Origin of the sequence: Myxococcus sp. CA040A, assembly GCF_013336725.1 — a bacterium.
GTDB classification, from domain to species: Bacteria; Myxococcota; Myxococcia; order Myxococcales; family Myxococcaceae; genus Myxococcus; species Myxococcus llanfairpwllgwyngyllgogerychwyrndrobwllllantysiliogogogochensis.
Map to the genome: position 1 here is coordinate 77007 of NZ_JABUMR010000007.1, position 21140 is coordinate 98146.

17 protein-coding genes are annotated in these 21140 nt (G+C 69.1%); 6 read left to right on the forward strand and 11 right to left on the reverse strand.

The window, feature by feature from the left end:
* Window positions 1-20: 20 nt before the first annotated feature.
* The 5 genes from rpoN to HUA75_RS30460 all read right to left on the reverse strand — a co-directional run bounded on the left by rpoN (window position 21) and on the right by HUA75_RS30460 (window position 4629).
* A complete protein-coding gene (gene rpoN, locus HUA75_RS30440) occupies window positions 21-1538 on the reverse strand; it encodes an RNA polymerase factor sigma-54 (protein ID WP_141645553.1) in 1518 nt (505 codons plus the stop codon).
* Between the two features lie 247 nt (window positions 1539-1785).
* Window positions 1786-2529 carry an LPS export ABC transporter ATP-binding protein gene (gene lptB, locus HUA75_RS30445; RefSeq protein ID WP_141645552.1) on the reverse strand — a complete coding sequence of 248 codons (744 nt, stop codon included), beginning with the start codon at window positions 2527-2529 and terminating at the stop codon, window positions 1786-1788.
* Window positions 2526-3110: an LptA/OstA family protein gene (locus HUA75_RS30450; RefSeq protein WP_174488380.1), complete on the reverse strand. Its 585-nt coding sequence runs from the start codon at window positions 3108-3110 to the stop codon at window positions 2526-2528. Before HUA75_RS30450 ends, lptB begins: the two co-directional genes overlap by 4 nt.
* On the reverse strand, window positions 3103-3651 hold the full coding sequence (locus HUA75_RS30455) for a hypothetical protein (RefSeq protein ID WP_174460427.1): 549 nt from the start codon (window positions 3649-3651) through the stop codon (window positions 3103-3105). Before HUA75_RS30455 ends, HUA75_RS30450 begins: the two co-directional genes overlap by 8 nt.
* 21 nt (window positions 3652-3672) lie before the next feature.
* Window positions 3673-4629 carry a lysophospholipid acyltransferase family protein gene (locus HUA75_RS30460; protein ID WP_371746228.1) on the reverse strand — a complete coding sequence of 319 codons (957 nt, stop codon included), beginning with the start codon at window positions 4627-4629 and terminating at the stop codon, window positions 3673-3675.
* 16 nt (window positions 4630-4645) lie between these two features.
* Here HUA75_RS30460 and astB point away from each other — a divergent pair, with 16 nt between their 5' ends.
* Both astB and HUA75_RS30470 read left to right on the forward strand, forming a co-directional pair.
* Window positions 4646-5968 carry an N-succinylarginine dihydrolase gene (gene astB / locus HUA75_RS30465; protein WP_174488382.1) on the forward strand — a complete coding sequence of 441 codons (1323 nt, stop codon included), beginning with the start codon at window positions 4646-4648 and terminating at the stop codon, window positions 5966-5968.
* Between the two features lie 135 nt (window positions 5969-6103).
* The gene (locus tag HUA75_RS30470) at window positions 6104-6643 is read left to right on the forward strand and encodes a YbaK/EbsC family protein (RefSeq protein WP_174488383.1); all 540 of its coding nucleotides are present in this window, start codon (window positions 6104-6106) and stop codon (window positions 6641-6643) included.
* A gap of 17 nt (window positions 6644-6660) precedes the next feature.
* Here the strand turns inward: HUA75_RS30470 and HUA75_RS30475 are convergent, their stop codons facing one another.
* Window positions 6661-9267: an O-antigen ligase family protein gene (locus HUA75_RS30475; RefSeq protein ID WP_174488384.1), complete on the reverse strand. Its 2607-nt coding sequence runs from the start codon at window positions 9265-9267 to the stop codon at window positions 6661-6663.
* A 360-nt stretch (window positions 9268-9627) separates the two neighbouring features.
* On the opposite strand from HUA75_RS30475, the gene HUA75_RS30480 reads away from it, so the two are divergent.
* Window positions 9628-9933, forward strand: a complete 306-nt coding sequence (locus HUA75_RS30480; protein WP_141645546.1) for a hypothetical protein — start codon at window positions 9628-9630, stop codon at window positions 9931-9933.
* A gap of 10 nt (window positions 9934-9943) precedes the next feature.
* Here the strand turns inward: HUA75_RS30480 and HUA75_RS30485 are convergent, their stop codons facing one another.
* The 5 genes from HUA75_RS30485 to HUA75_RS30505 all read right to left on the reverse strand — a co-directional run bounded on the left by HUA75_RS30485 (window position 9944) and on the right by HUA75_RS30505 (window position 16134).
* The gene (locus HUA75_RS30485) at window positions 9944-11134 is read right to left on the reverse strand and encodes an acyltransferase (protein ID WP_141645545.1); all 1191 of its coding nucleotides are present in this window, start codon (window positions 11132-11134) and stop codon (window positions 9944-9946) included.
* Window positions 11131-12432: a UDP-glucose/GDP-mannose dehydrogenase family protein gene (locus HUA75_RS30490; RefSeq protein WP_141645544.1), complete on the reverse strand. Its 1302-nt coding sequence runs from the start codon at window positions 12430-12432 to the stop codon at window positions 11131-11133. The genes HUA75_RS30485 and HUA75_RS30490 overlap by 4 nt, the downstream gene beginning before the upstream one ends.
* A 102-nt stretch (window positions 12433-12534) precedes the next feature.
* Window positions 12535-13506: a nucleotidyltransferase family protein gene (locus HUA75_RS30495; RefSeq protein WP_174488385.1), complete on the reverse strand. Its 972-nt coding sequence runs from the start codon at window positions 13504-13506 to the stop codon at window positions 12535-12537.
* A 109-nt stretch (window positions 13507-13615) separates the two neighbouring features.
* Window positions 13616-14641: a nucleotidyltransferase family protein gene (locus HUA75_RS30500; protein WP_371746229.1), complete on the reverse strand. Its 1026-nt coding sequence runs from the start codon at window positions 14639-14641 to the stop codon at window positions 13616-13618.
* 8 nt (window positions 14642-14649) lie between these two features.
* Complete coding sequence (locus HUA75_RS30505; RefSeq protein ID WP_174488387.1) at window positions 14650-16134, reverse strand: MraY family glycosyltransferase; 1485 nt, start codon at window positions 16132-16134, stop codon at window positions 14650-14652.
* Window positions 16135-16519: 385 nt separating this feature from the next.
* Here HUA75_RS30505 and HUA75_RS30510 point away from each other — a divergent pair, with 385 nt between their 5' ends.
* The 3 genes from HUA75_RS30510 (at window position 16520) to HUA75_RS30520 (ending at window position 21102) form a co-directional block, all read left to right on the forward strand.
* Complete coding sequence (locus HUA75_RS30510) at window positions 16520-18163, forward strand: hypothetical protein (protein ID WP_371746230.1); 1644 nt, start codon at window positions 16520-16522, stop codon at window positions 18161-18163.
* 261 nt (window positions 18164-18424) lie between these two features.
* Entirely contained in the window at window positions 18425-19501 is a 1077-nt protein-coding gene (locus tag HUA75_RS30515; protein WP_174467520.1) for an acyltransferase, read from the forward strand.
* A gap of 80 nt (window positions 19502-19581) precedes the next feature.
* Entirely contained in the window at window positions 19582-21102 is a 1521-nt protein-coding gene (locus tag HUA75_RS30520) for a hypothetical protein (RefSeq protein ID WP_174488388.1), read from the forward strand.
* The last annotated feature ends 38 nt before the right edge of the window (window positions 21103-21140 follow it).

Genomic DNA, 21140 nt, shown 5'->3' on the forward strand with positions numbered 1-21140 from the left:
AAGAGCCACTTGTCGCGGACTCAGTAGTACCGCTTGCGCTTGCTGCTCGGGAGGATGCCCAGCACCTCGCGGTACTTGGCCACCGTGCGGCGCGCGATTTCGGTGCCCTGCGAGCGCAGGAGCTCCACGATCTTCTGGTCCGAGTACGGGTTGCGCGCGTCCTCTTGCGACACGAGCTGCTTGATGTGGTGCTTCACCGCCTCGCTCGCGGTGTCCTCGCCGGACACGCGGGAGATGGACGAGTTGAAGAAGTACTTCAGCTCGAAGATGCCCTGCGGCGTGTGCACGTACTTGCTCGTCGTCACGCGGCTCACCGTGGACTCGTGCATGCCGATGTCCTCGGCCACGTCCCGGAGGATGAGCGGCTTCAAGTGCGCGATGCCCTTGTCCAGGAAGTCCTTCTGGAACTTCACGATGCTCTCAGTGACTTTGTAGATGGTCCGCTGCCGCTGGTGGATGGAGCGGATGAGCCACACCGCGCTGCGCAGCTTGTCCTGGATGAAGTCCTTCGTCTGGCCAGGGCCCACCGCGCCCGTCTTCAGCGCGTTCCGATAGGTGCCGGAGATGCGCAGCTTGGACAGGCCGTCGTCGTTGAGCACCACCGTGTACTCTTCCCCCATCTTGTAAACGAACACGTCGGGGGTGATGTACTGCGCGTCGTCGCCGCTGAAGTTGCGGCCCGGCTTCGGGTCCAGCTTGGGGAGCAGCTTCACCGCCTCCACCACCTCTTCCAAGGTGACCTTCAGGTCCTTGGCGATGGCCGGCAGGTTCTTGCTCTCCAGGTACTTCATGTGCCGCTTGATGATGAGGCCCAGGAGCGGCGCGTGCGGCTCCTTCATCCCCTGCAACTGGATGAGCAGGCACTCCTGCAAATCACGCGCGCCGCAGCCCCGGGGCTCCAGCATCTGGATGCGCCGCAGGGTGCGCTCGGCCACGTGCATGGGCACGTCCGCCTCGTTGCACAGGCGGATGAGCGGGTCGCCCTCCACGTCCGGCAGCTTCAGGTAGCCGTCGTCATCCAGGTTGCCGAGGATGAGCATGGCGACACGGCGCTCGGCGTCGTTCAGGCGCAGCGTGCCGAGCTGCTCCTGGAGCTGGTCGACCAGGTCCTCCTTCTTGACGAGGTTGGCCTCGAACGACGGCAGGTCGTCCGTGGCCACGTTCCCCTTGTTGGAGGCGGTGGTCTGCTCGTTGAACTGGTAGCTGTTGAGGTACGCCTCCCAGTCGATTTCCGGGGGGCCGTCGCCGTCCGCCTTGAACTCCGTGGCCGTGTCGCTCGTGGCCGCCGGCATGTCCCCGTCGCGCGGCATCTCGACGTTGTCCGCCTCCAGCGACGCTTCCCCGGGCTCCTTGTCCCCCACGTCGCCCGGTGCCTGCTCGTCCGGCTGCTCCAGGAGTGGATTCTGATCCATCTCCTCGCGGACCTGCTCCAACAGCTCCATGCGGGAGAGCTGAAGCAGCTTGATGGCCTGCTGCAGCTGGGGCGTCATCACCAGCTGCTGCGCAAGCTTCAGGCTTTGTTTGAGTTCCATCGCCATGAGACAGGGTCTCCCCGAGTGATTCAGTCCCTACACAACACGGGACCAATCAAAGACCGCGCCAACGTAACAAGGCACCCTGACGACGTCTAGTGGCGCAATCGTGGTCCCTTGCTTGCATATTCAAAATTCCACAAGGAAACCAAGAGCTTACACGCACTGGGCGTGACTCGGCCGTGTTGACCTGTCGACGCAAAAGCGGGGCCAACGCAGTCTATGCATTCGGTTGGCCGAAGGCCAGTCGTCCTCACAAGGGCTGCTGGAGACGGAACCGTTCTCCCAGGTAGACGGCTCGGGCCCGGGGAGAGGCGGCAATCTCGGCGGGTGTCCCCTCTTCGAGGATCTGCCCCTGTGTGATGATGTAGGCGCGATCGCAGATGCCCAGGGTGTCCTGGACGTTGTGGTCGGTGATGAGGACGCCCAGTCCGCGCTCCCGGAGCAGGAATATCTGCCGCTGCAAATCACCGACGTTGATGGGGTCCACGCCGGCGAAGGGCTCGTCGAAGAGGATGAAGCGGGGCTCGGGCAACAGGCTCCGGGCAATCTCCGCGCGGCGGCGCTCGCCACCGGAAAGGGTGCCGCCCAGGGACTCGGAGACGTGGGTGAGGCCGAACTCCTCCAGGATGGCGTTGGCGCGTGTCTCGCGGGCGCGCTTGTCCAGGCCCTTCTGGAGCTCCAGCACGGACAGGAAGTTGTCGCGCACGGTGAGCTTGCGGAAGACGGAGGCTTCCTGAGGCAGGTAGCCCACGCCCCGGCGGGCGCGGCGGTGCATGGGCAGGTGCGTGAGGTCCTCGTCGCCCACGCGCACGCGGCCCGCGTCGGGCGTCACCAGGCCCACCACCATGTTGAAGCTCGTCGTCTTGCCGGCGCCGTTGGGGCCCAAGAGGCCCACCACTTCGCCTGGGGCCACGGTGAAGGAGACGCCGTTGACGACCTGGCGCCCGCGATAGGCCTTCTTCAGGCCATCGGCGTGCAGCTTCCCGTCGCTCATCGCGGCTTCGCCTCCTGCGGCTGCGCGGGCGTCGTGCGAGCGGGCGCGGCCTTCCGCCGGGCGGGCGCGGGGGCCGACGGCGGGGACTCGAAGATGATGACGGCGTTCTCCACGTCGAGCCGCTCGCTCCCCAACGTGAGGCGCACCTTCGTCCCGCGCATGTACGTCGTCCCCTGGCGCGCCTCGGGCGTGCCCGTGACGACCAGGACTCCGCTGGCCACGTCGTACTCGGCGCGCTCACCCCGGGCCATGCGGTCGCCATCCACCGCGTGCACTCCGCCCGTACACACCACGCGCGTCACCACGCGGGTCTCCGCGAAGTAGGCAATCATCCGGTCGCACTTCAAATCCAGGGTGCGGTGCTTCACCTTCACGTTGCCGGTGAGCGTCGCCTGCGACTTGCCGCCCTCGATGAGGTCGGCGTTGATTTGAACCGGCTCCTTCAGGTCCACCGGGCCCAGCGGGTTCGGGCTTGGACTCGCGGTGCCGGCATCGGCCACCGGAGGCGTCCCGCCATCGACGGGCGTGGCCGCGGGCAGGGGCTGCGCCACGAAGAAGGCCATCACGAGGAACTCAATCACGCTCAGCCGCTCCCAGCACGGTCTCCACCGAGCCTTCGAAGTTGAATGTCTCATCCGGGAAGGACAGTGAGAAACGGTCCGCCCGCAACCGGTACGCCGGCCCTCGCACCTGCACGCCCTCGTTGCCATGCGCGCCCTTCTGGATGGCGTCGTAGGTCAACCGGGGCGTGTTCACCACCATCCCTTCACCCGTGCGCACCACCACGCCTCCGGAGGCCACCAGCTGCTTGGACGCGAGGCTGCCCTCCATATTCGGGGCGCTGATGTCCATGCCCGCGGCGGTGCCCACCGACATGCCCTCCTCGGCGCTGCCCGGGGGGATGCGCAGCGTCGCGTTGGAGGCCTGCACGTCGCCCCCCGCGCGCTGGTACGTCAACTGCTCGGCTTCACCCGACAGCGTGAGGCGCTCGCCCTCATAGGACATCAGGCGGGCCCCATGGAGCACCACCTGGGGCGGAGGCTGCTGTGGGGGCGCCTCCGCCGGGCGGCGCGGAGAGCACGCGGCGACGAGCAGGCAGGCGGCGAGGAGTCGGACGGACAGGCGCGGCACGGGTGCCTTCTATCACCGGGCGGTGGCGTGCGCCGCCTCGGCGAGCACGGGCTGGGGGGCCACCGGAGGGCGCGTCTTCCAGCGCTGGTGCATCCACACCCACTGCTCGGGGGTGCGCCGGATGGCCGCTTCGATGCGCGCCGACAGGGCCTGGGTGAGCTCCAGCGCCGCGACTTCGCGGTCCTCGCTCACGGGCACGGGCACCTCCTCCATCGACAGCCGGTAGCCCCCACCCTCCACGCGGTGGCAGAAGCCCGTCACCACCGCCGCGCCCGTGCGCACCACCAGGTCCGCCGGCGCTCGGGGCGTGGCCGCCAGCTCCCCGAAGAAGGGCACGAAGAGCGACTGCACCTTCGTGTCCTGGTCGATGAGCAGGCCCAGGATTTCCCCGGCACGCAGCGCGCGCAGCATGGCCCGCGCCGCCCCATCCTGGCCGCGCCAGATGCTGCGCACCCCGCCCCGGGCCCGGAAGCGCTCCACCAACACGGTGAGCCGGGGGTCGGTGGTCTCCTTCGCGATGCTCTGGCTGGGGTAGCCCGCGCGGGCCACTCGGCGGGCGAGCAGCTCCCAGTTGCCCACGTGGCCGGTGATGAAGACCACGCCCTTGCCCTTCGCCAGGGCCGCGTCCAGCACGGCCCGGTCCGCGTCCGGCCAGGCCACCAGTTCTTCCAGCCCCCGGTCCAGGGCGCCCGTACAGGCCACCTCCAGCGCCGCGGCGCCCAGGTGCCGGAAGGAGGCGCGGCCCAGGGCCTGCCGCTCCGCGTCGGACTTTTCCGGGAAGGCCACGGTCAGGGACTTCAAGGCCTTGCGGCGCTCCCCACCGGCCAGCGTGTAGGCAAGTCCGCCCAGGCGGAAGCCCAGGGCCCGGGCCCAACCCAGGGGGAGGGGTTGAAGGCACAACAGGACGCTGCGGATGAGCAGGTACCGGAGGAAACGTTTCAGGCGCTTTGCTAAGGGGGGATGCTCCACAGTCGCTCCATACCCCATGCGCGAATACAACTTCGACGGGCTCGTCGGTCCTACTCACAACTACGCTGGCCTGTCGCCCGGTAACCTGGCGTCGCAGAGCCATGTCGGAGAGCCGAGCCATCCCCGCGAAGCCGCGCTCCAGGGCCTGGAGAAGATGCGCTTCGTCTCCAGCCTGGGGGTGGGCCAGGCGGTGCTGCCTCCCCAGCCGCGCCCCTCGCTGCGCGCCCTGCGCGCCCTGGGCTTCACCGGCACGGACGAGGAGGTCATCACCCGCGCCGCGCGCGAGGGCGAGCACCTGCTGCGGCTCACCTCCAGCGCCTCCTCCATGTGGACGGCCAACGCCGCCACCATAGCGCCGAGCACGGACACGGCCGACGGGCGCGTCCACCTGACGCCCGCCAACCTGTCGCAGATGTTCCACCGCGCGCTGGAGGCGGACACGACGCACTCGGTGCTGCGCGCCATCTTCGCCAACGAGAAGCACTTCGCGGTGCACGCGCCGCTGCCGCCCGGCAGCCACTTCGCGGACGAGGGCGCGGCCAACCACACACGGCTGGCCACTCCGGGACACGCGGGCGTGCACCTGCTCGCCTGGGGGCGCAGCGCGTGGCAGGACGTCCCCGGCCCCAAGCGCTTCCCCGCCCGGCAGACGCTGGAGTCGAGCCAGGCGCTGGCGCGGCTGCACCAGTTGGACGCGCGCTGCGTGCTCTTCCCGCAGCAACACCCGGACGGCATCGACGCGGGCGCCTTCCACACGGACGTGCTCGCGGTGGGCAACGGGCGCTTCCTCATGCTGCACGAGCTGGCGTTCGTGGATTACCCGGGCCTGCTCCAGGTGCTGCGCGAGAAGTTGGGACCGGACTTCCGCGCGGTGGTGGCCAGCAGCGCGGAGCTGCCGCCCAAGGACGCGGTGAAGGCGTACCCGTTCAACTCGCAGGTGCTGACGCTGCCGGATGGGACGATGGCGATTGTGGCCCCGGTGGAGAGCCGCGAGACGCCCGCCGCGCGCGGCTTCCTGGAGCGCATCCTCGCCGAGGACACCCCGGTGAAGGCCGTGCACTACCTGGACGTGCGCCAGTCCATGAACAACGGCGGAGGCCCCGCGTGCCTGCGCCAGCGCGTGTGGCTGACGGACACCGAGCGCCGCGCCATCGACGCCGACGTCTTCTACACGCCCGCCCTGCACGAGTCCCTGGCCGCGTGGGTGCGCCGCCACTACCGCGAGGTGCTGCGCCCGCGCGACCTGCAGGACCCGCAGCTGGCGCGCGAGACGATGACCGCGCTGGATGAACTCACGCGCATCCTCAAGCTGGGAAGCGTCTACGACTTCCAGCAGTGAGGGACGGAAGCCCGCTCGCCTGCTCCAGTGACGAGTCGGCGGGCGCCCCTCGGACGGCCATGGTGCCGAGGGGCGTGGGGTGTGGTGGTCGGAACCGTCGGGGTGAGCACCTTTCCATCAAGGAGGTGACGCCCCGTGATTCCGGCATCCATCCAGCACTATCTGCAACACAACCGTGTCCTCTATGAGCGCTACTGGCACCCGCGTGCGGTCACCGCGCAGGAGCTGGCCCAGGCGCTCCATGTCTCGGGCTGGCGCGTGGCCAAGTCCGTCATCGTCATGGCGGACCGACAGCCGTGGATTTTCGTCGTACCCGCCGCGGGCACCGTGGACATGGAACGCGTCCGGGAGCTTTTGGGCTGTCGCACGGCGAGGCTCGCCACGGAGCGGGAGTTCTCCAACCACTTCCCGGACTGCGAGCTGGGGGCCGAGCCACCCTTCGGCGAGATGTACGGGCTCCCGGTGGCGGTGGACGAGACGCTCAGCCTGACGGAGCACCTGCTCATCCGCGCGGGCTCTCACGAGGAGGCCCTGGAGATGCGCTTCCAGGACTTCGCCACGCTGGAGTGGCCGCTGGTGGCCTCCTTCATCCACGAGGGACTGCAGCAACCCGTCCCGTCGGTGATTCCCATCACTCCGCTGCTGATGGAGCAGGAAGCACCGATGCCCGCATGACGCGCCGTCCGTGGACGCTAGGGCTCCACGGGCGGCTCTCTCGGCCCTCCCAACAGGTGCTCCAGCTCCTGGGCCCTCGGGTCGTCCATCAACTCCTTGCGACGGGTGTCCACCCGGGTGCGCTCGGCGGACTCCAGGCGCGTCATCCACGCCCGCGCGGCCTCGCGGGAATCGGGCGGTAGCAGTGCCAGCCCCTCGCGCACGGAGCGCGCCGCGGCGTCATAGCGACGCAGTGACTCCTGCAACCGCGCCACCGCGAAGTACCCCTCCGCGCTCGGCACCAACCGCGCCGCCGTCTGTCGTCGCTCCACCGCGCGCGACAGCAGCCCTTCGCGCTCCAGGCCGTCCGCCTCCATCGACAGCATCCGCGCCCGCTGGCGGTAGTCCGAGATGAGGCCGCCCACCGACTGGAGCGTCTCGCGAGCGCGCCGCGTCAGCCCCGCCTCCAACTGCCAGGAGGCCAGGGTGAAGGCCAGCTCCACGTTTCCCGGGTGACGGGCCCGCAGTGTCTCCACGGCCCCGAGCGAGGCGTCGAGTTCACCCCGGCCCTTGAGCACCTCCGCGCGCAGCAGCGCGGTGTCCAGTCGCTCCGGCTCACGACGCTCGACCTGCGCGCAGGCGGCCTCCGCTTCCGACAACTCCTTGCGCAGCAGGCGCAGCCGAGCCTCGCGCGTCCACAGCTCCGTCACTCCGTGCCGTCCCTCGAAGTGCTCCCGCGCCCAGGCACCGTAGGCCAGCGCCAGCTCCTGACGCCCAGGCGTGTTGCTCAGCGCGTCCATGAGTCGGCCCGCCACCTCCGGCGAGTCCGGCGTCATCGCCGCCAGCTCTTCCACCGAATGCGCCCGGCGCACCGCCTCTCCCAGGAGCGCACCGGCATCACCCGCCTCGTGCGCCAGCCGGTACTCCAGGAAGCCTTGCGAGCGGCGGCCCAGGGCCAGCAGCGCACGCCCGGCGACTCGATGGGACACGGCATCCCGAGGGGCCAGGTACAGCGCGCGATTGACGAAGGCCAGCGTGTCCCCCGCGCCTTCACCTCCGCGCGAGGCATGGGCCGAGGCCACCAGCCGATACAGCAGATAGTCCGAGGGGTGCCGGTCGATGAGCTCCAGACCCTTGGCGTGCACCACGTCCACGGGCGCCCGGGCACTGACGAGCGCCGCCAGCTCCGCCTCCGCGTCCGCCAGACGGTGCGCCCCCGGCACGAGCGCCAGCAACCCCAGCGCCGTCAGCGCGACGCTTGCGCCCAGCAACACCGGCGATGGCGTCAGGCCCTGCCGCGCTCCCTCCGTGGCCCTGCCGCGCTCCCGAGGCCGAGCCACCGCGCCCAGCACGAGCAGCGTGGCCACCGCGCAGGCCGGCAGCTCCCAGCTGAAGTCAAAGAGGTTGTGCAGCCCCAGCGCCGCCACGCCCGAAAGCACCGCCAGCTCCAGCGCATCCAGGTCCTCGCGGCGCACCAGCCGCACGAAGCCCCAGAGCGCCACGGCCAGCAGCAACAGCCCTGGGAGGCCCAGCTCCGTCGCGGCCTGGAGCACCGCGTTCTCCGGATGTGTGAGCGTGTTCGGGTTGGGCTCGGTCTGGTAGCGAGGGAAGACCGCCTCGAACGCGCCGCGCCCCATGCCCAGCACGGGGAAGGCTCGCGCGGCTTGCGCCATCATCGGCCACAGCGCCACCTTGGACTGACTCAGCTTCTCGATGCTGTCCGCTGAGCGTGCCTCGGCCCACAGCGAGTCCGCCGCGACGTAGGCGCCCACCGCCAGCACCGCCAGCAGGCCCAGCAGGGCGGCGGTGCTCCGGGCCCATCGGGGCGCGCCGCCCTCGCGGCGCTGACGCACCAGCCACAGCATCAACAGCGCCTGTCCGAAGAGGAAGAAGGCGATGCCTCCGCGCGAGAGCGACAGCAGCACCCCCAGGCCACTGGCACCCGCCGCCAGCGCGAAGGGCAGCGCTTTCGAGCGAGGCCGCGTGGTGAGGGCCAGCCCCACGCCCACCGAGGCCGCGAGCCCGAGGAAGCCCGCGAGGTGGTTGGGGTTGGCGAAGAACGTCACCAGCGGGGGCCGCGCATGCACCCAGGGCATCATCCCGAAGAGGGAGTGCATGCCGAGCAGCGCATGTCCCAGGCCGACGACAACCACCGCCGCGCCGCTGAAGGCCACCACCGCGAGCAGGCGGCGACGGCTGTCCCGGGCCCGACACACCTGGACCGCGGCGAGGAAGGTCAGCAGATACGCGAGGTGCTTGGACAGCTCGCGCCACGTGGCCGAGGAGTCCAACGACACCGGCCGCGCGCCCGTGAGGCCCAGCGGCTCCAGCGCGAACTCGCGCAGCGCGGCGGCCTCCGGACTCAGCACGCGCAGCCCCCCCTCCGGCAGGGGGACGAGTTGCACCGCGCACAGCACCACGCTCGCCGCCAGGGGCACGGCCAGCAGGGGCACACGCAGCGACTGGCCCTGGCGCCGGGCCCCGATTCCCGCGAGCAGCGCCGCCGCGCCCGCGAGCCCCATCAACGGCCAGGCCACCCACCTCGCCGCGCCGCCGAGCGCCAGCGGACACACCACGACAAGAGTGGCCAGGGCCACTTCAGCGAGCCGGGTGTACCGGGAGCAGCTGCGATGCGAGGAGGCCATTCGGAGCGGGGCGGAGAGTATGACACGAGCCTCGGAGGCCTCTTCTTTCCGTCCCGGGTTCCCGCTCGGCGGCTGACAGAGCCGGCAAGCTCGAAGCCCGTGGGCCCCCGGCCACCTTCCTCACAGGTCCACCCGCCGAGGCCTGCGCCTCGGGCGCTCTCGAGGGCGTCAGGTGGCACCAGGGGGAGAACCAGTCCCCTCTGTCAGGCGTTGAAAGCCGCGCTGCCCTCGGGACGCAGGGGCCCCTCGGCTCGCCGGCCCTCCCAGGCCCGGGAGTCAGGACGAGCGAGCGGGCCTGTCCGGCATCCGTTCATGCACGCCCGGGCCCGGAGTTGGCTTGCATCCGGAAGACCTTCTGGCATGTTCGCCGCACCCATGCGCCGCTTCCTCCTCACCGCCGCCCTCCTCTGCTCCACCCTGTCCGGTCTCACCGGCTGCAAGGGGGCCTGCCGCGAGCTGTCCGAGAAGCTGTGCGACTGCTCCATCAACTCCGTGGAGAAGGAGCTGTGCCTCCAGAACGCCTCGCTCGACGAGAGCCGCGTGGAGCCCACGCCCGAGGACGAGGTCGTCTGCGAGGCGAAGCTCGAGGGCTGCGACTGCAAGAAGATTGAAACCCCCGAAGGCAAGCGCGAGTGCGGCATCGCCCGTCCGGGCGGCGTCGACTGACGCGGCTGGCTCAGGCCCCCGACACCCCAGTCCGGGCCGCTCCAGCAGCACCCTCCGCATCCACCCAGGGTTGAAGCGCCTTGCGCACCCGGGAGCGAAGCGGCGTCTCGACGTACCGGTGCACCAGCACGGACGTCGGGACCGCGAGCAGTAGCACCGAGCCCAACCACCCCAGCGGCGTGTTGAGGTCCACCCAGGGCGACAGCACGCGCTCCAGCTTCATGGCCGCCTCGCCCGCGGGGTACTGCAGCAGGTACAGCGCGTAGCTCGCCGCCCCCAGGTGCACCACCAGCGGGCGCGACAGCCCCCAGCCGAGCCACCCTCCCCCGCGCGCCAGCCCGTACACCAGCAGCCCCGACGCGGGAGCCAGCAGCGCGTTGTGCATCAGCGGATAGGGAATCCACTCCCCCGCCGCGCCGGCCGCCACCAGCAGCGCCGCGCCGATTGAAGCCAGCACCCCGCCCGAGCCCTTCGCCCCACCCGCCGCGCGCTCGCGCACGAAGCACCAGCCCAAGAGCACCCCGAAGAGGAACTCCGGCAGCCGCGCCAGCGGGGTGAACTTCACCACCGACAGCCATACGCCTCCCGAGTGCGCGTCCAGCGCCCCCGGCCCGTCCGGCCGCAGCGCGAGGTAGAGCACCGGCGGCGTCAGCCCCAGCACCCAGACCGCGCCCATCAACATGGGCAGCCGCGAGGGTCTCAGCGTGGGCAGCCACCGCGCGAGCCGGGGGAAGAGGGCATAGAAGAACCCCTCCACCGCCACGGACCAGCCCGGGGGATTCCAGTACAGCGTCAGCCGCGGCACCCAGGCCTGCACCAGCGCGAGCGTCGCCACCGCGCCCACCGCGAGCTTCACGCAGGCGAGCTTCCAGCCGTTGTCCGCCACCGACGCGAGGACTGTGGGCGGCGCGGACAGCAGGAAGGTCAGCAGATAGACGGGATAGACACGGGCGACACGGGCGACGAGGAAGGCGCGCGTCCCTGTCTCCATCCGCCCGTCGACGTCCAGGTAGTTCCAGGCGAGGACGAAACCGGACAGGACGAAGAAGACGCCCACGGCGGAGTAGCCCGCGCCCACGAAGTTCCGCAGCCACTCCGGCGCCGGCTCCAGGGCCGGGCGCGCGAAGTGGAACAACACGACATGCAGGGCCGCGAAGAAACGCAGCCCCGTCAGGGCATCGAGCGAACCGCCTCGGCTCACCGGCGGCCGATGCCGTAGTACGTGAAGCCCAGCTCGCGGATGCGCACCGGGTCGAACACGTTGCGGCCGTCGAAGATGACCGGCGCCTTCATCAGCGACTTCATGCGCTCGAAGTCCGGGTGGCGGAACTCGTTCCACTCCGTGACGACGAAGAGCGCGTCCACGCCCTCCAGCGCCTCGTACGGCACGCTGGCGTAGCGGATGCGGTCACCGAAGACGCGCTTCGCGGTGTGCGTGGACACCGGGTCGTGCGCCACCACCGACGCGCCCTTGCCGATGAGTCCCTCGATGACGTCGATGGACGGCGCCTCGCGCATGTCGTCCGTCTTCGGCTTGAAGGCCAGGCCCCACACGCCGAACTTCTTGCCCTCCAGCGAGCCGCCGAAGTGCTTGGTCGCCTTGTTCACCAGGAGCTTCTTCTGCCGCTCGTTGGTGCGCTCCACGGCGCGCAGCAGGTCCAGCTCCAGGCCGAACTCACGCGCGGTGGCGCCCAGCGCCTTCACGTCCTTGGGGAAGCACGAGCCGCCGTAACCCACGCCCGGGAAGAGGAACGGGTAGCCGATGCGCTTGTCGGAGCCCAGGCCCTTGCGCACGAAGTCCACGTCCGCGCCGACCTTCTCGCACAGCGCGGAGATGTCGTTCATGAAGGAGATGCGCGTGGCGAGCATCGCGTTGGCGGCGTACTTGGTCAGCTCCGCCGAGCGCGTGTCCATGAACAGCACGGGGTTCTCGGTGCGCACGAAGGGCGCGTACAGCTCGCCCATGACCTTGCGGCCGCGCTCGGAGTCCACGCCGATGACGACGCGGTCCGGCTTGAGGAAGTCGTCCAGCGCGGCGCCTTCCTTGAGGAACTCCGGGTTGGAGACGACGTCGAACTCGATGCTCGTCACCTTGCGGATGGCGTCGCGAACCTTGTCCGCGGTGCCCACCGGCACGGTGCTCTTGTCCACGACGACGGTGTACTGCTTCATCGCCTTGCCAATCTGCTCGGCGGCGGCCAGCACGTACTGGAGGTCGGCGTCGCCGCTCTCACCCTCGGGCGTGCCCACGGCGATGAAGACGACGTGCGCGTTGGAGACCGCCTCCGGCAGGTCGCGCGTGAAGGACAGGCGCTTCTCGCGGACGTTCTTCTTGATGAGCTCCTCGAGGCCGGGCTCGTAGATGGGCACCTCGCCCGCCTGGAGCATCCGGATCTTCCGCTCGTCGATGTCCACGCACGTGACGTCGTTGCCCGAGTCCGCGAAGCAGGTGCCCGCGACCAGGCCGACGTAGCCCGTTCCGATGATGGCGATACGCATTGAAAGAGTCCCAGTGGGGAGGTGTCTTGACCAGAACTCATACGCCGGGACGCGCTCGGAAAGAAAGCCCGTCCCCGGGGCCCGCACAGCGGCCGGGCAGCCTCACTGCCCCGTGAGCAGACGGCGCACTCTTTCCAAGCCTCTGAGAGCCGAAGTGCGCCCGGGGGTGCTGACTGGACCCACCACCGTCCGGTCCAGCAGCTCCCGAGTGGCCCGACGCAGCGGCGGCAGGGCGGCGGTGGCCTCCGCGGCGGCCTCCGGGAAGAGCCGGGCGACGATGGACAGCGAGGTGTAGAGGGCGCGCTCCAGGCGCCACTCCGCGGCCCGGGCGAGCAGCGCGGGGATGTCGAGCGGCCGGGAGTACACGCCGCCCATCCACTTGGCGCCGGTGACGAGTTCTCGCAGGTCGATGAAGGACAGCCAGGGTACGTCATACCCCTGACGCGCGTGCTCCAGGCACACGAGGAGGACCGAATCCTCCAGGTCGGCCCGGAACATGGAGGGGCCGTAGACCTTCATGGGTTTGGCGCGCTCGATGATGCCGGCGGTCTGCTCGCGGCGCTGGGGACCCAGGATGTCGGAGTAGAGGTAGATGGCGGTGCGCCCGTCGGAGACGAGCTTCGCGGCGCCGCTGTGGGAGGTGTCCGTCTCCGGCTTGAACTCGTGGTTGGAGAGGAAGCCCGCGAAGCCGTCCACGTCCATGCGGCGCATGAGGAGCTGGAGGTCCAGCACGGGGCGGAAGCCGATGTGCGGGTAGAGCGCCTCGGCGAAGGCGGCGGAGCCGATGAGCACCAGCTTGCGGCCTTGCAGCTCGTCCACCACCTGCTTGAAGTTGACGAGCTTCATCACGTTGTCGTTGACGGAGCCCTGGTAGATGGCGAGCAGCCTGTCTCGGGCCCACTCGGGCGCGGCGCTGGCGCCCAGGCGGTACTCCAGGTTGTAGGCCGCCAGTGGGGCCAGGCCCTGGGCGATGGCCCAGTCGACGTATTCCTCCCAGGGCGCGCCCTTGAGGGCTCCTCGCGGTGGTTCGAACGAGGCGAGGACGCGGAAGGTGTCGAGCAGGCTGAGCGGCATGGTGGCCCCCTTTAACGGGCCCACCGCATCGCCTGCAATCACTGCCTGAGCCCCACGGGATGACGGCGTGGTGGACACAGGACAAAGGCCCGCCCTTGGGGGCGACGGTTCATCTGTCCGAAGGGGGGCGAATCGCGGTGTCCAGGCGCCGCAGCGCATAGCGGAGCATCGCCCCCGGCTCGGGCGCCAGCAGCAGCTTCGCCGCCATCCAGCGCGGCCGGCTGCGAACCAGCTCCGTTTCCACCAGTCGTTCTTCCGTGAAGAACCTCCGCGCGAGCCGCCGCTGCCACCAGGGAGGCGCCAGGGCTTCCAGCGCGGCCTCCGGCACCGGTGCGCCCAAAAGCCTCCTCGCGACCTCCCAGCCGTGAAACACGAGCTGTGGCAGCCCCGTTCCACGAGCCCCCTCGACGACGCGGTCCCAGTCCAGTCCCCGCGCCGCCAGGAGCTTCAGGTCGAACAGCCACGCCAGGCGCTGCAACAAGTGGTGGCTCGCGTGAAGGGCCAGGTACACCGCCTCGTCCTCGGGACAGAGCCACCGCACCCGCTGGCCCTCCAGTGCACCCTCCACCGCGCGCGACACCAGCGCATCGCCCTCCAGCGCCCGGCCCCAGCCCGCGAGGGCACGGAAGTGCAGCTCCACCAACCCCGCCTTTCCCTCCAGCTCCAGGTGGTGCGAGTCCAGGTCCGCGTGGCGCCCATCGCGCGTCGGACGCGCCGTCAGTCCGAGCCCGGTGAGGCTGCGCACGGCGGTCTCGACCTTGCCCCGAGACACCAGCAGGTCCACGTCGCGGGTGGCGCGCTGGAGCGGGTCCGGATACAGCCGCAGCGCCAGTCCGTACCCCTTGAGCGACACGGGGACGATGCCCTCGGAGGCCAGCGCCTCCAGGCTTTTGAGCAGCAGGGCCTTCACCTGGAGCGAGCGGGCCGCGCCTGTCAGGGACTCCCGGCGCAACAGTGCGCTCGAATCCGCGGGCAGCTCCCAACCCACCTGCCCCACCGCGTGAGCCACGAACCCGGCGAGCCCGTGGCGGACGGCCCCGCGCACGAAGGCAGTGGCCTCGTCGCCTTCGGGAGCCCCTCTCGCGGGGGACAGGGGCCAGGAGCGCAGCAGCGCGACGAGTGCGCTTGAGCCCACCGCCGTCGTCATCTTCTCAGGACGACGACGCGCGCGGGGTCGGCATCCGCCACCGCCAGGAGCCTCGCGGCGCGTTCGGCGACGGCGTCCGCCACCAGCTCCAGCGCCAGCTCCTCGTCCCGGTCGATGGCATTGCGGCCATCGCGCCAGACGAGCAGCAGCGAGCCGAGCACCACTTCTTCGTCCTTCACTTCCAGGCGCAGCTCGAAGGGCATCGACAGGCCCGCGGCACGCTGGGTCTCGAAGACGACGCCGTCCAGGAGTCCGTCGCGCAGGTGCTGGAAGCGCAGCTCCTGCCGCGACACGTCCAGCACCTCCGACAGGAGCCGCACGGCGCTCCAGACCTCTTGAAGGGACCTCGCCTCGCGCACGGCGCCGATGACCTCCTTCACCAGCGAGCGCAGCCGGATGTTTCTCTGGCGGCGCTGCTGCATGTCGCCCGCGCGACCCAGGTCCAGATAGCCCAGCTTGCGCATCATCACCGCGATGACCACGCCCATGCCACACAGCAGCAAGGCGCTCTGCGCGCTGTTGGCGAAGTTGAGGCCCAGGGCCGTCAACATGAAGAGGCCGCACAGGCCGTACAGCACCAGCACGGCGGAGCGGTGGCTGAGCACCATGCGGCTCATCACCCGGTGATGGATGTGCTCCTTGTCAGCGCTGAACAGCGGTCGCCCGAGGAGCGAGCGGCGCACCACCGCGAGCAGCGTGTCCATGAGGGGCAGGCCCAGCGCCATCACCGGCACGAGCATGGCCACGGCCGTGCCGCTCTTGGTGCTCGTCTTGATGGCCACCGCCGCCAGCACGAAGCCGAGGAACATGCTGCCGGTGTCCCCCATGAAGATGGAGGCCGGGTTGAAGTTGAAGACGAGGAACCCGAGGATGGCGCCCGCGAGCGCCGCCATCAGCAGGCACAGCAGCACGTCTCCTCGCGACAGCGCGAGGATGAAGTTGGTGCTCACGCCGAAGAACGCCACGCCGCCCGCGAGCCCGTCGAGGCCATCAATCAGGTTGAGCGCATTGATGACGCCCACCATCCACAGCACGGTGAACGGCAGGCTCAGCGCGCCCAGCGTCAGCTCGGGGCCGAACGGATTGGCGATGACCTCGATGCGAAAGCCCAGGTGGTAGAGCCCGAGCGCCACGATGAGCTGCACGCTGAACTTGAGCCGTGCGCCCGCGCCTCGCAGGTCGTCATACAGGCCGAGCGCGGCGATGGCCGCGCCTCCGACGAACAGACCCGAAATCAGCTCGGTGTGGAGCCGGAAGTGGTGCCCCACGCCGGAGTCCACCAGGAACAGCGCGCACAGGGGAGCGAAGAAGCCCGCCACGATGCCGATGCCACCCAGCCGAGGGATGGGCCGGACGTGGACCTTGCGACTCGAGTTGGCCTGGTCCAGCCAGCCCCACGCCAGCGCCTGGTTGCGCACGACATACGTGAGGCCCAGGGCCACCATCAACGAGACAAGGAACGCGACGAAGAAGGTGATCATCGAGAAGGGCCGCTCCCGCCATGCTGACGGTGAGCGTCACGGCGCGTCAATGAGCGTTCCTGTCCGACACCCGGATGTCGCCCGAGTCGTCCCCCAGCGAGCGGCCATGCGGGCTTCGGCACGGCCTGGAAGTGTCATGGCTGACCTCAGTGCCACGCCTGCCCTGCGGCCAGGCCCTTCGCGGTCCGTTGTTGACGCCCCGGGGACGGGGGACACAATGCACCCACCACCCGCATGTGCCCCACCAGGTCTTCCCCCTTCCCACGAGCCCGCGAGCGTCACCCGCGCGGAGTCACGCGTTGAGCGCCGACATCGCTTCCACGCGGCGCATGGATGGGCTGGATGTCCTGAGGGCCTTCGCCATCCTCGGACTGGATTCAATCACGTGCAGCTCGACGTTCAACGCGTTCCTGGTGGCTCCTCGCAGCACCGCCTCTCCTGGGTCTGGACAGTCCTCCTGGGAATGGCGTTGATGGCGGCCTTCTTGTTCGCATGCCTGCTTCTGACGGGCGGCGGACTGGACGACTCCTTCATCACCTACCGCTATGCCAGGCACCTCGCGAGCGGACATGGGATTGCGTGGAACATCGGTGAGCCGCCCGTGGAGGGCTACACGTCCTTCATGTGGGTCGTCCTCAATGCGATTCCCATCGCACTCGGTGCGTCCCCTCTCCTGGCTTCAAAGCTGCTCACCAGCGCGGCCGCCTGCGGCGTCATCCTGCTGGCGCTGGCTGGCGCACACCCGATTCAAGAGCGACCATGGCGGGTGGCCCTCGCGACCCTCGTCGCGCTGTGCACGCCCCTCGCCTACTACACGCAGACAGGCATGGAGACCGTGTTCTTCACGGCCCTGGCCTTCGTGAGCACGGGGCTCGCCTTGCGCGAGTTCGCCGGCAATCCGCGGCCCGTGTGGCTGATGGTCGCGTCCGCGCTCTTCGGGCTCGCCGCCATCACCCGGCCTGAAGGGGTGCTGCTCTTCGGCCTCGTCGCTGTCTCGGGGCTCTCTCTTCGATGGAGTCCACGCGAAGGAGTGCTCGCACGTCGAGAGCTCGTGCTCTTCGCGGCGCCCTTCCTCGCGATCTGGCTCACATACTTCCTGTGGCGGCTTCAGCATTACGGGTGGCTCTTCCCGAACACGTACTACGCGAAGCACTCCGGCAATCGCCTCCTGAATCTGCCACTGGGCATCCACTACCTCGCGACCGCGTGGGCTCCGTACCTCGCCGTGCCCTTCACCCTGGGCACACTTGCCTGGGTGGCGACGCCGACGCGAGAGGCGGACACCTCGGCCCATCGGACCCAGCAACTGGCGCTCCGACTTGGCGGGGCATGCCTCCTCTATTTGCTCTACATCGTGTGGGTGGGAGGCGATGACCGTTCGGCCTTTCCGTCGGTGCGTCTGGTGCTTCCTGTGCTCCCGCTGCTCTGGATGGCGACGGTGATGTTGGTGGCGGAGGCGAGCCGTCATTGGACGAAGCTCTCGCCGCGCGCGTATGCGGTCGGCGTCGTCGCGTTGATCGCCGTGGCCTGGGCGGAGGATGGGATGCAGTTGCTCAAGGGCTCGCTCCCGACCGGAGATGAAGCCCAACGAGGGTTGCTCCAGACCAAACTCGCACAGCTCACTGACGAGCCGCATGGACCTCTACCCGCGTGGATCCTGGAGAACACGCAGACCACGGATGCCATCGCTGTCCCCTGGGCGGGGCGCGTGCCTTACGCGACAGGACGACCCACCCTCGACATGCTCGGCCTCAACGACACGCATATCGCGCACCTGCCGTCGCCTCAGCGCGGAATCGACGTGAAGATGGACCCGGAATATGTCCTGGCCCGCCGTCCCAAGCTCATCTTCGTCAATGTGAAGCATTGCTACGTGCGGGAGGAGTGCTCGTTCGCACAGGCAGGTGGCTGGAAGATTGGCGACAGACAGCTCCTCGAACTACTTCGCCAGTCGCCTGACTATGACTGGGTGAAGGACGCTCCGACGGAGATCTCCGTCTTTCGCCGCCGCGAGACACGGACACAGTAGGCAGGGCTATTCAGACACCGCTGGACGTGAAGCAGGGTGGACGTGTCCAGCGACCGCGAAACGCGGGACGAGCGCCGTGCCCACGTGAACCGCTGGACATAGCTGCGGAGGCGCCACTTCGACGCGTGGTGAGGTCACCCGGCGAAGCGAGTCGATGGTTTCCCAACCCCCTTCCGGACGGCTGCTCGCCTGACCGCTGTTGACGCGTGCCCGCGGATACGGAGCACAATGGCCGGGCCGCCACCGCAGGCAGCCTCCATCATGTCCTCCTCGACCCGCCCGACGCTGCAAGCGTGCCTCGACGGCAAGCACAACAACCTGGACTTCATGCGCTTCGTCGCGGCGTCGGGCGTCATCCTCAGCCACTCGTTCGCCGCGGGCGAAGGGCTCAAGGGAACTCCGGAGCCGCTGGAGGTCCTCTCCCACAAGCAGTTCACCATCGGCACGGTCTGCGTGGCGGTGTTCTTCATCATCAGCGGGCTGCTGGTGACGCGCAGTTGGGAGCGCACGCCTCGGCCCCGTCAGTTCCTGTGGGCGCGCGCGCTGCGCATCTTCCCAGGCCTGGCGGTCTCGCTGCTGCTCATCACCTTCGTCATGGGCTCGGTCTTCACCACGCGCCCGTTGGCCGAGTACCTCACCACCCCAGAGACCTATACCTACCTGCTGCGCAATCTCGCCCTCCGCGACCCGCAGTGGAACCTGCCGGGCGTGTTCGAGACGAACGCCTATCCCGGCGCCATCAACGGCGCGCTGTGGTCGCTGCAGTACGAAGTGGGGTTCTATCTGCTCGTCGTGGGGTTGGGGCTGACGGGCTTCCTGCGACGTGAGTGGGCGGTGGTGGGGTGGTTGCTGGCCGTCGTACTCAACGTGGTCCGCGTGGGGCGGCTGGGGTTCTGGCCGGAGCTGTATCTCTACTTCGGTGGCGCGCTCGCGCTGTACCTGTGGCGGGACAGGGTGCGGATGAATCCCTGGGTGGCCCTTGGCTGCGCGGTGACGCTGGTCGCGACAGCCTTCCTGGGTGTCGGGTGTCACATCGCGATGGGCTCGTGCGGGGCCTATCTGGTGCTCTATCTCGGCTTCCTGCCGGGGCGCCTGGCGGGCTTCGGCCGTCATGGCGACTTCTCCTATGGCCTCTACGTCTATGGCTTCCCGGTTCAACAGACCGTCACGGCCCTGATGGGGGGCTTTCTGCCCTGGTGGCTGAATGCGGTGCTGTCGTATCCCGGGGCGCTCCTCCTGGCGGTGGCCTCGTGGAAGTGGGTCGAGCAACCCGCGCTGCGCCTCAAGGGCACGTCCCCAGGCCTGCCTCGACAGGTGACGCCCGGACGCGCGACCTGAGGCCCGGGTGTCGCGCGGACAGCATCTCCCGTAACCTGGAAGCGGGGAACATGCCCGATGCCCGGGACCTCGCTTGACTCATGAACACCGCGACATCGCAGAAGCAGGACGCCATCTCATCCAGCCCTGAGGGGTTCGTAGCCACCGAGGAGCGGGCACGTGAGAGGTGGGCGCCTGTCGACGCGGCCATCCTCATCGTCGGCGCGTTCGTCACGGTGGCGCTGTCGGTCCGGCTGCTCCCCATGCTGGTCGATGACAGCTTCATCTATCTGCGCATCGCCTCGAATATCGGCTCGGGCCAGGGTTGGAGCTACAACCCAGGCGAGGTTGGCAACGCCGCGACGTCGACGACCTTCACGCTCCTGGTGACGGCGCTCGGCGCGGTCATGGGCTACTCGGAATGGACGCTCGCGACCGCCTATGGGCTGTCGCTCTATGCCCTGGCCGCGTTGCAGTTCATCGCGTGGCGACGCGAGGGGCGAGTTCGGGCGCTCGTGCTCGCGGTGGGCGCGGCGGGTGGAATGCGAATGCTGGACTCCTTTGGGATGGAGGCCGCGTTGTTGATGGCGTTCGTCTCCGCCACGGCGCTCAGTTATCGGGCAAAAGGTGACACGCCGCTGACGGGAGTCCTCGCGGGGCTGACGGCGCTGACGCGTCCCGAGGGAATCTTCGTGCTCGGGCTGCTGGGGCTCATCGAGCTCGTCACCCGCCGTCGGCTCGCGTGGCGCAGTGCCCTCACCGCCGCGCTGGTCGCCGTGCCCTGGCTGGTGTTCGCGCGCTGGTACTTTGGCGCCGCGGTGTCGCAAACGGGCGAGGTGAAGGCCCTTCAACGCCACTTGGGTTGGTGGGCCACCCAGCCTGACTTCATCGTCTACTTCGTGAAGCAGGCGCGCTTCCCCTGGCTGACCCTCCCCCTCGCGGCGGGGGGCATCTGGCTGGCATTGAGGGACGTGAAGCAGGGAAACAGCTTCGCGGTGCTATGCATTGGCTTTGGAGTCGCACAGGTCGTCGGATACCAACTCCTGGACGCCCCCACGGGGTACCACTGGTATTGCGTGCCGGGAAATGTCGCGGTGGACCTTTCGATTCTGCTGCTGGGGAGTTGGGTCGTGACGACCGTTGCCCGGCGCCTCGCCCTCTCTCCCATTCTCACGGCGGGAGCCACGGTGTTGCTGCTCGTCCCCATGGTTCGGTTGGGGATGGTGCCCGTGTCACGACTGCCCGCCGAGTACCGACTCGCCGGGGAATACCGCGCCGTGGGCGAGTGGGTCCGCGCCCACGGAGAGCCGGGCGACACGCTGGCGGCCACGGAGATTGGCTATCTGGGCTGGTACTCGGGCCTGCGCATCCTGGACATCCATGGCCTGGTCCACCCCTCCGCGCTGCCGTGGCTTCGCCAGCACAATCTGCACTGGTGGTGGGATGCAGGGGAGAGGCCGCAGTACATCGTCATCCACGAACCTCCATGGCACGGCGAGCCAGGCTCCACAGACTCGTGGCCTGCAGCGCACGGCAGCGAGGTTCTCACGCAATACAGAGAAACTCTTCGCACCAAATCATTGCGTCTACTTCACCGACGCCTACCCCCAGGCTCCCACTAAAATCTCAATATATAACCTGGGCTGCGCGGCCAAGCCGC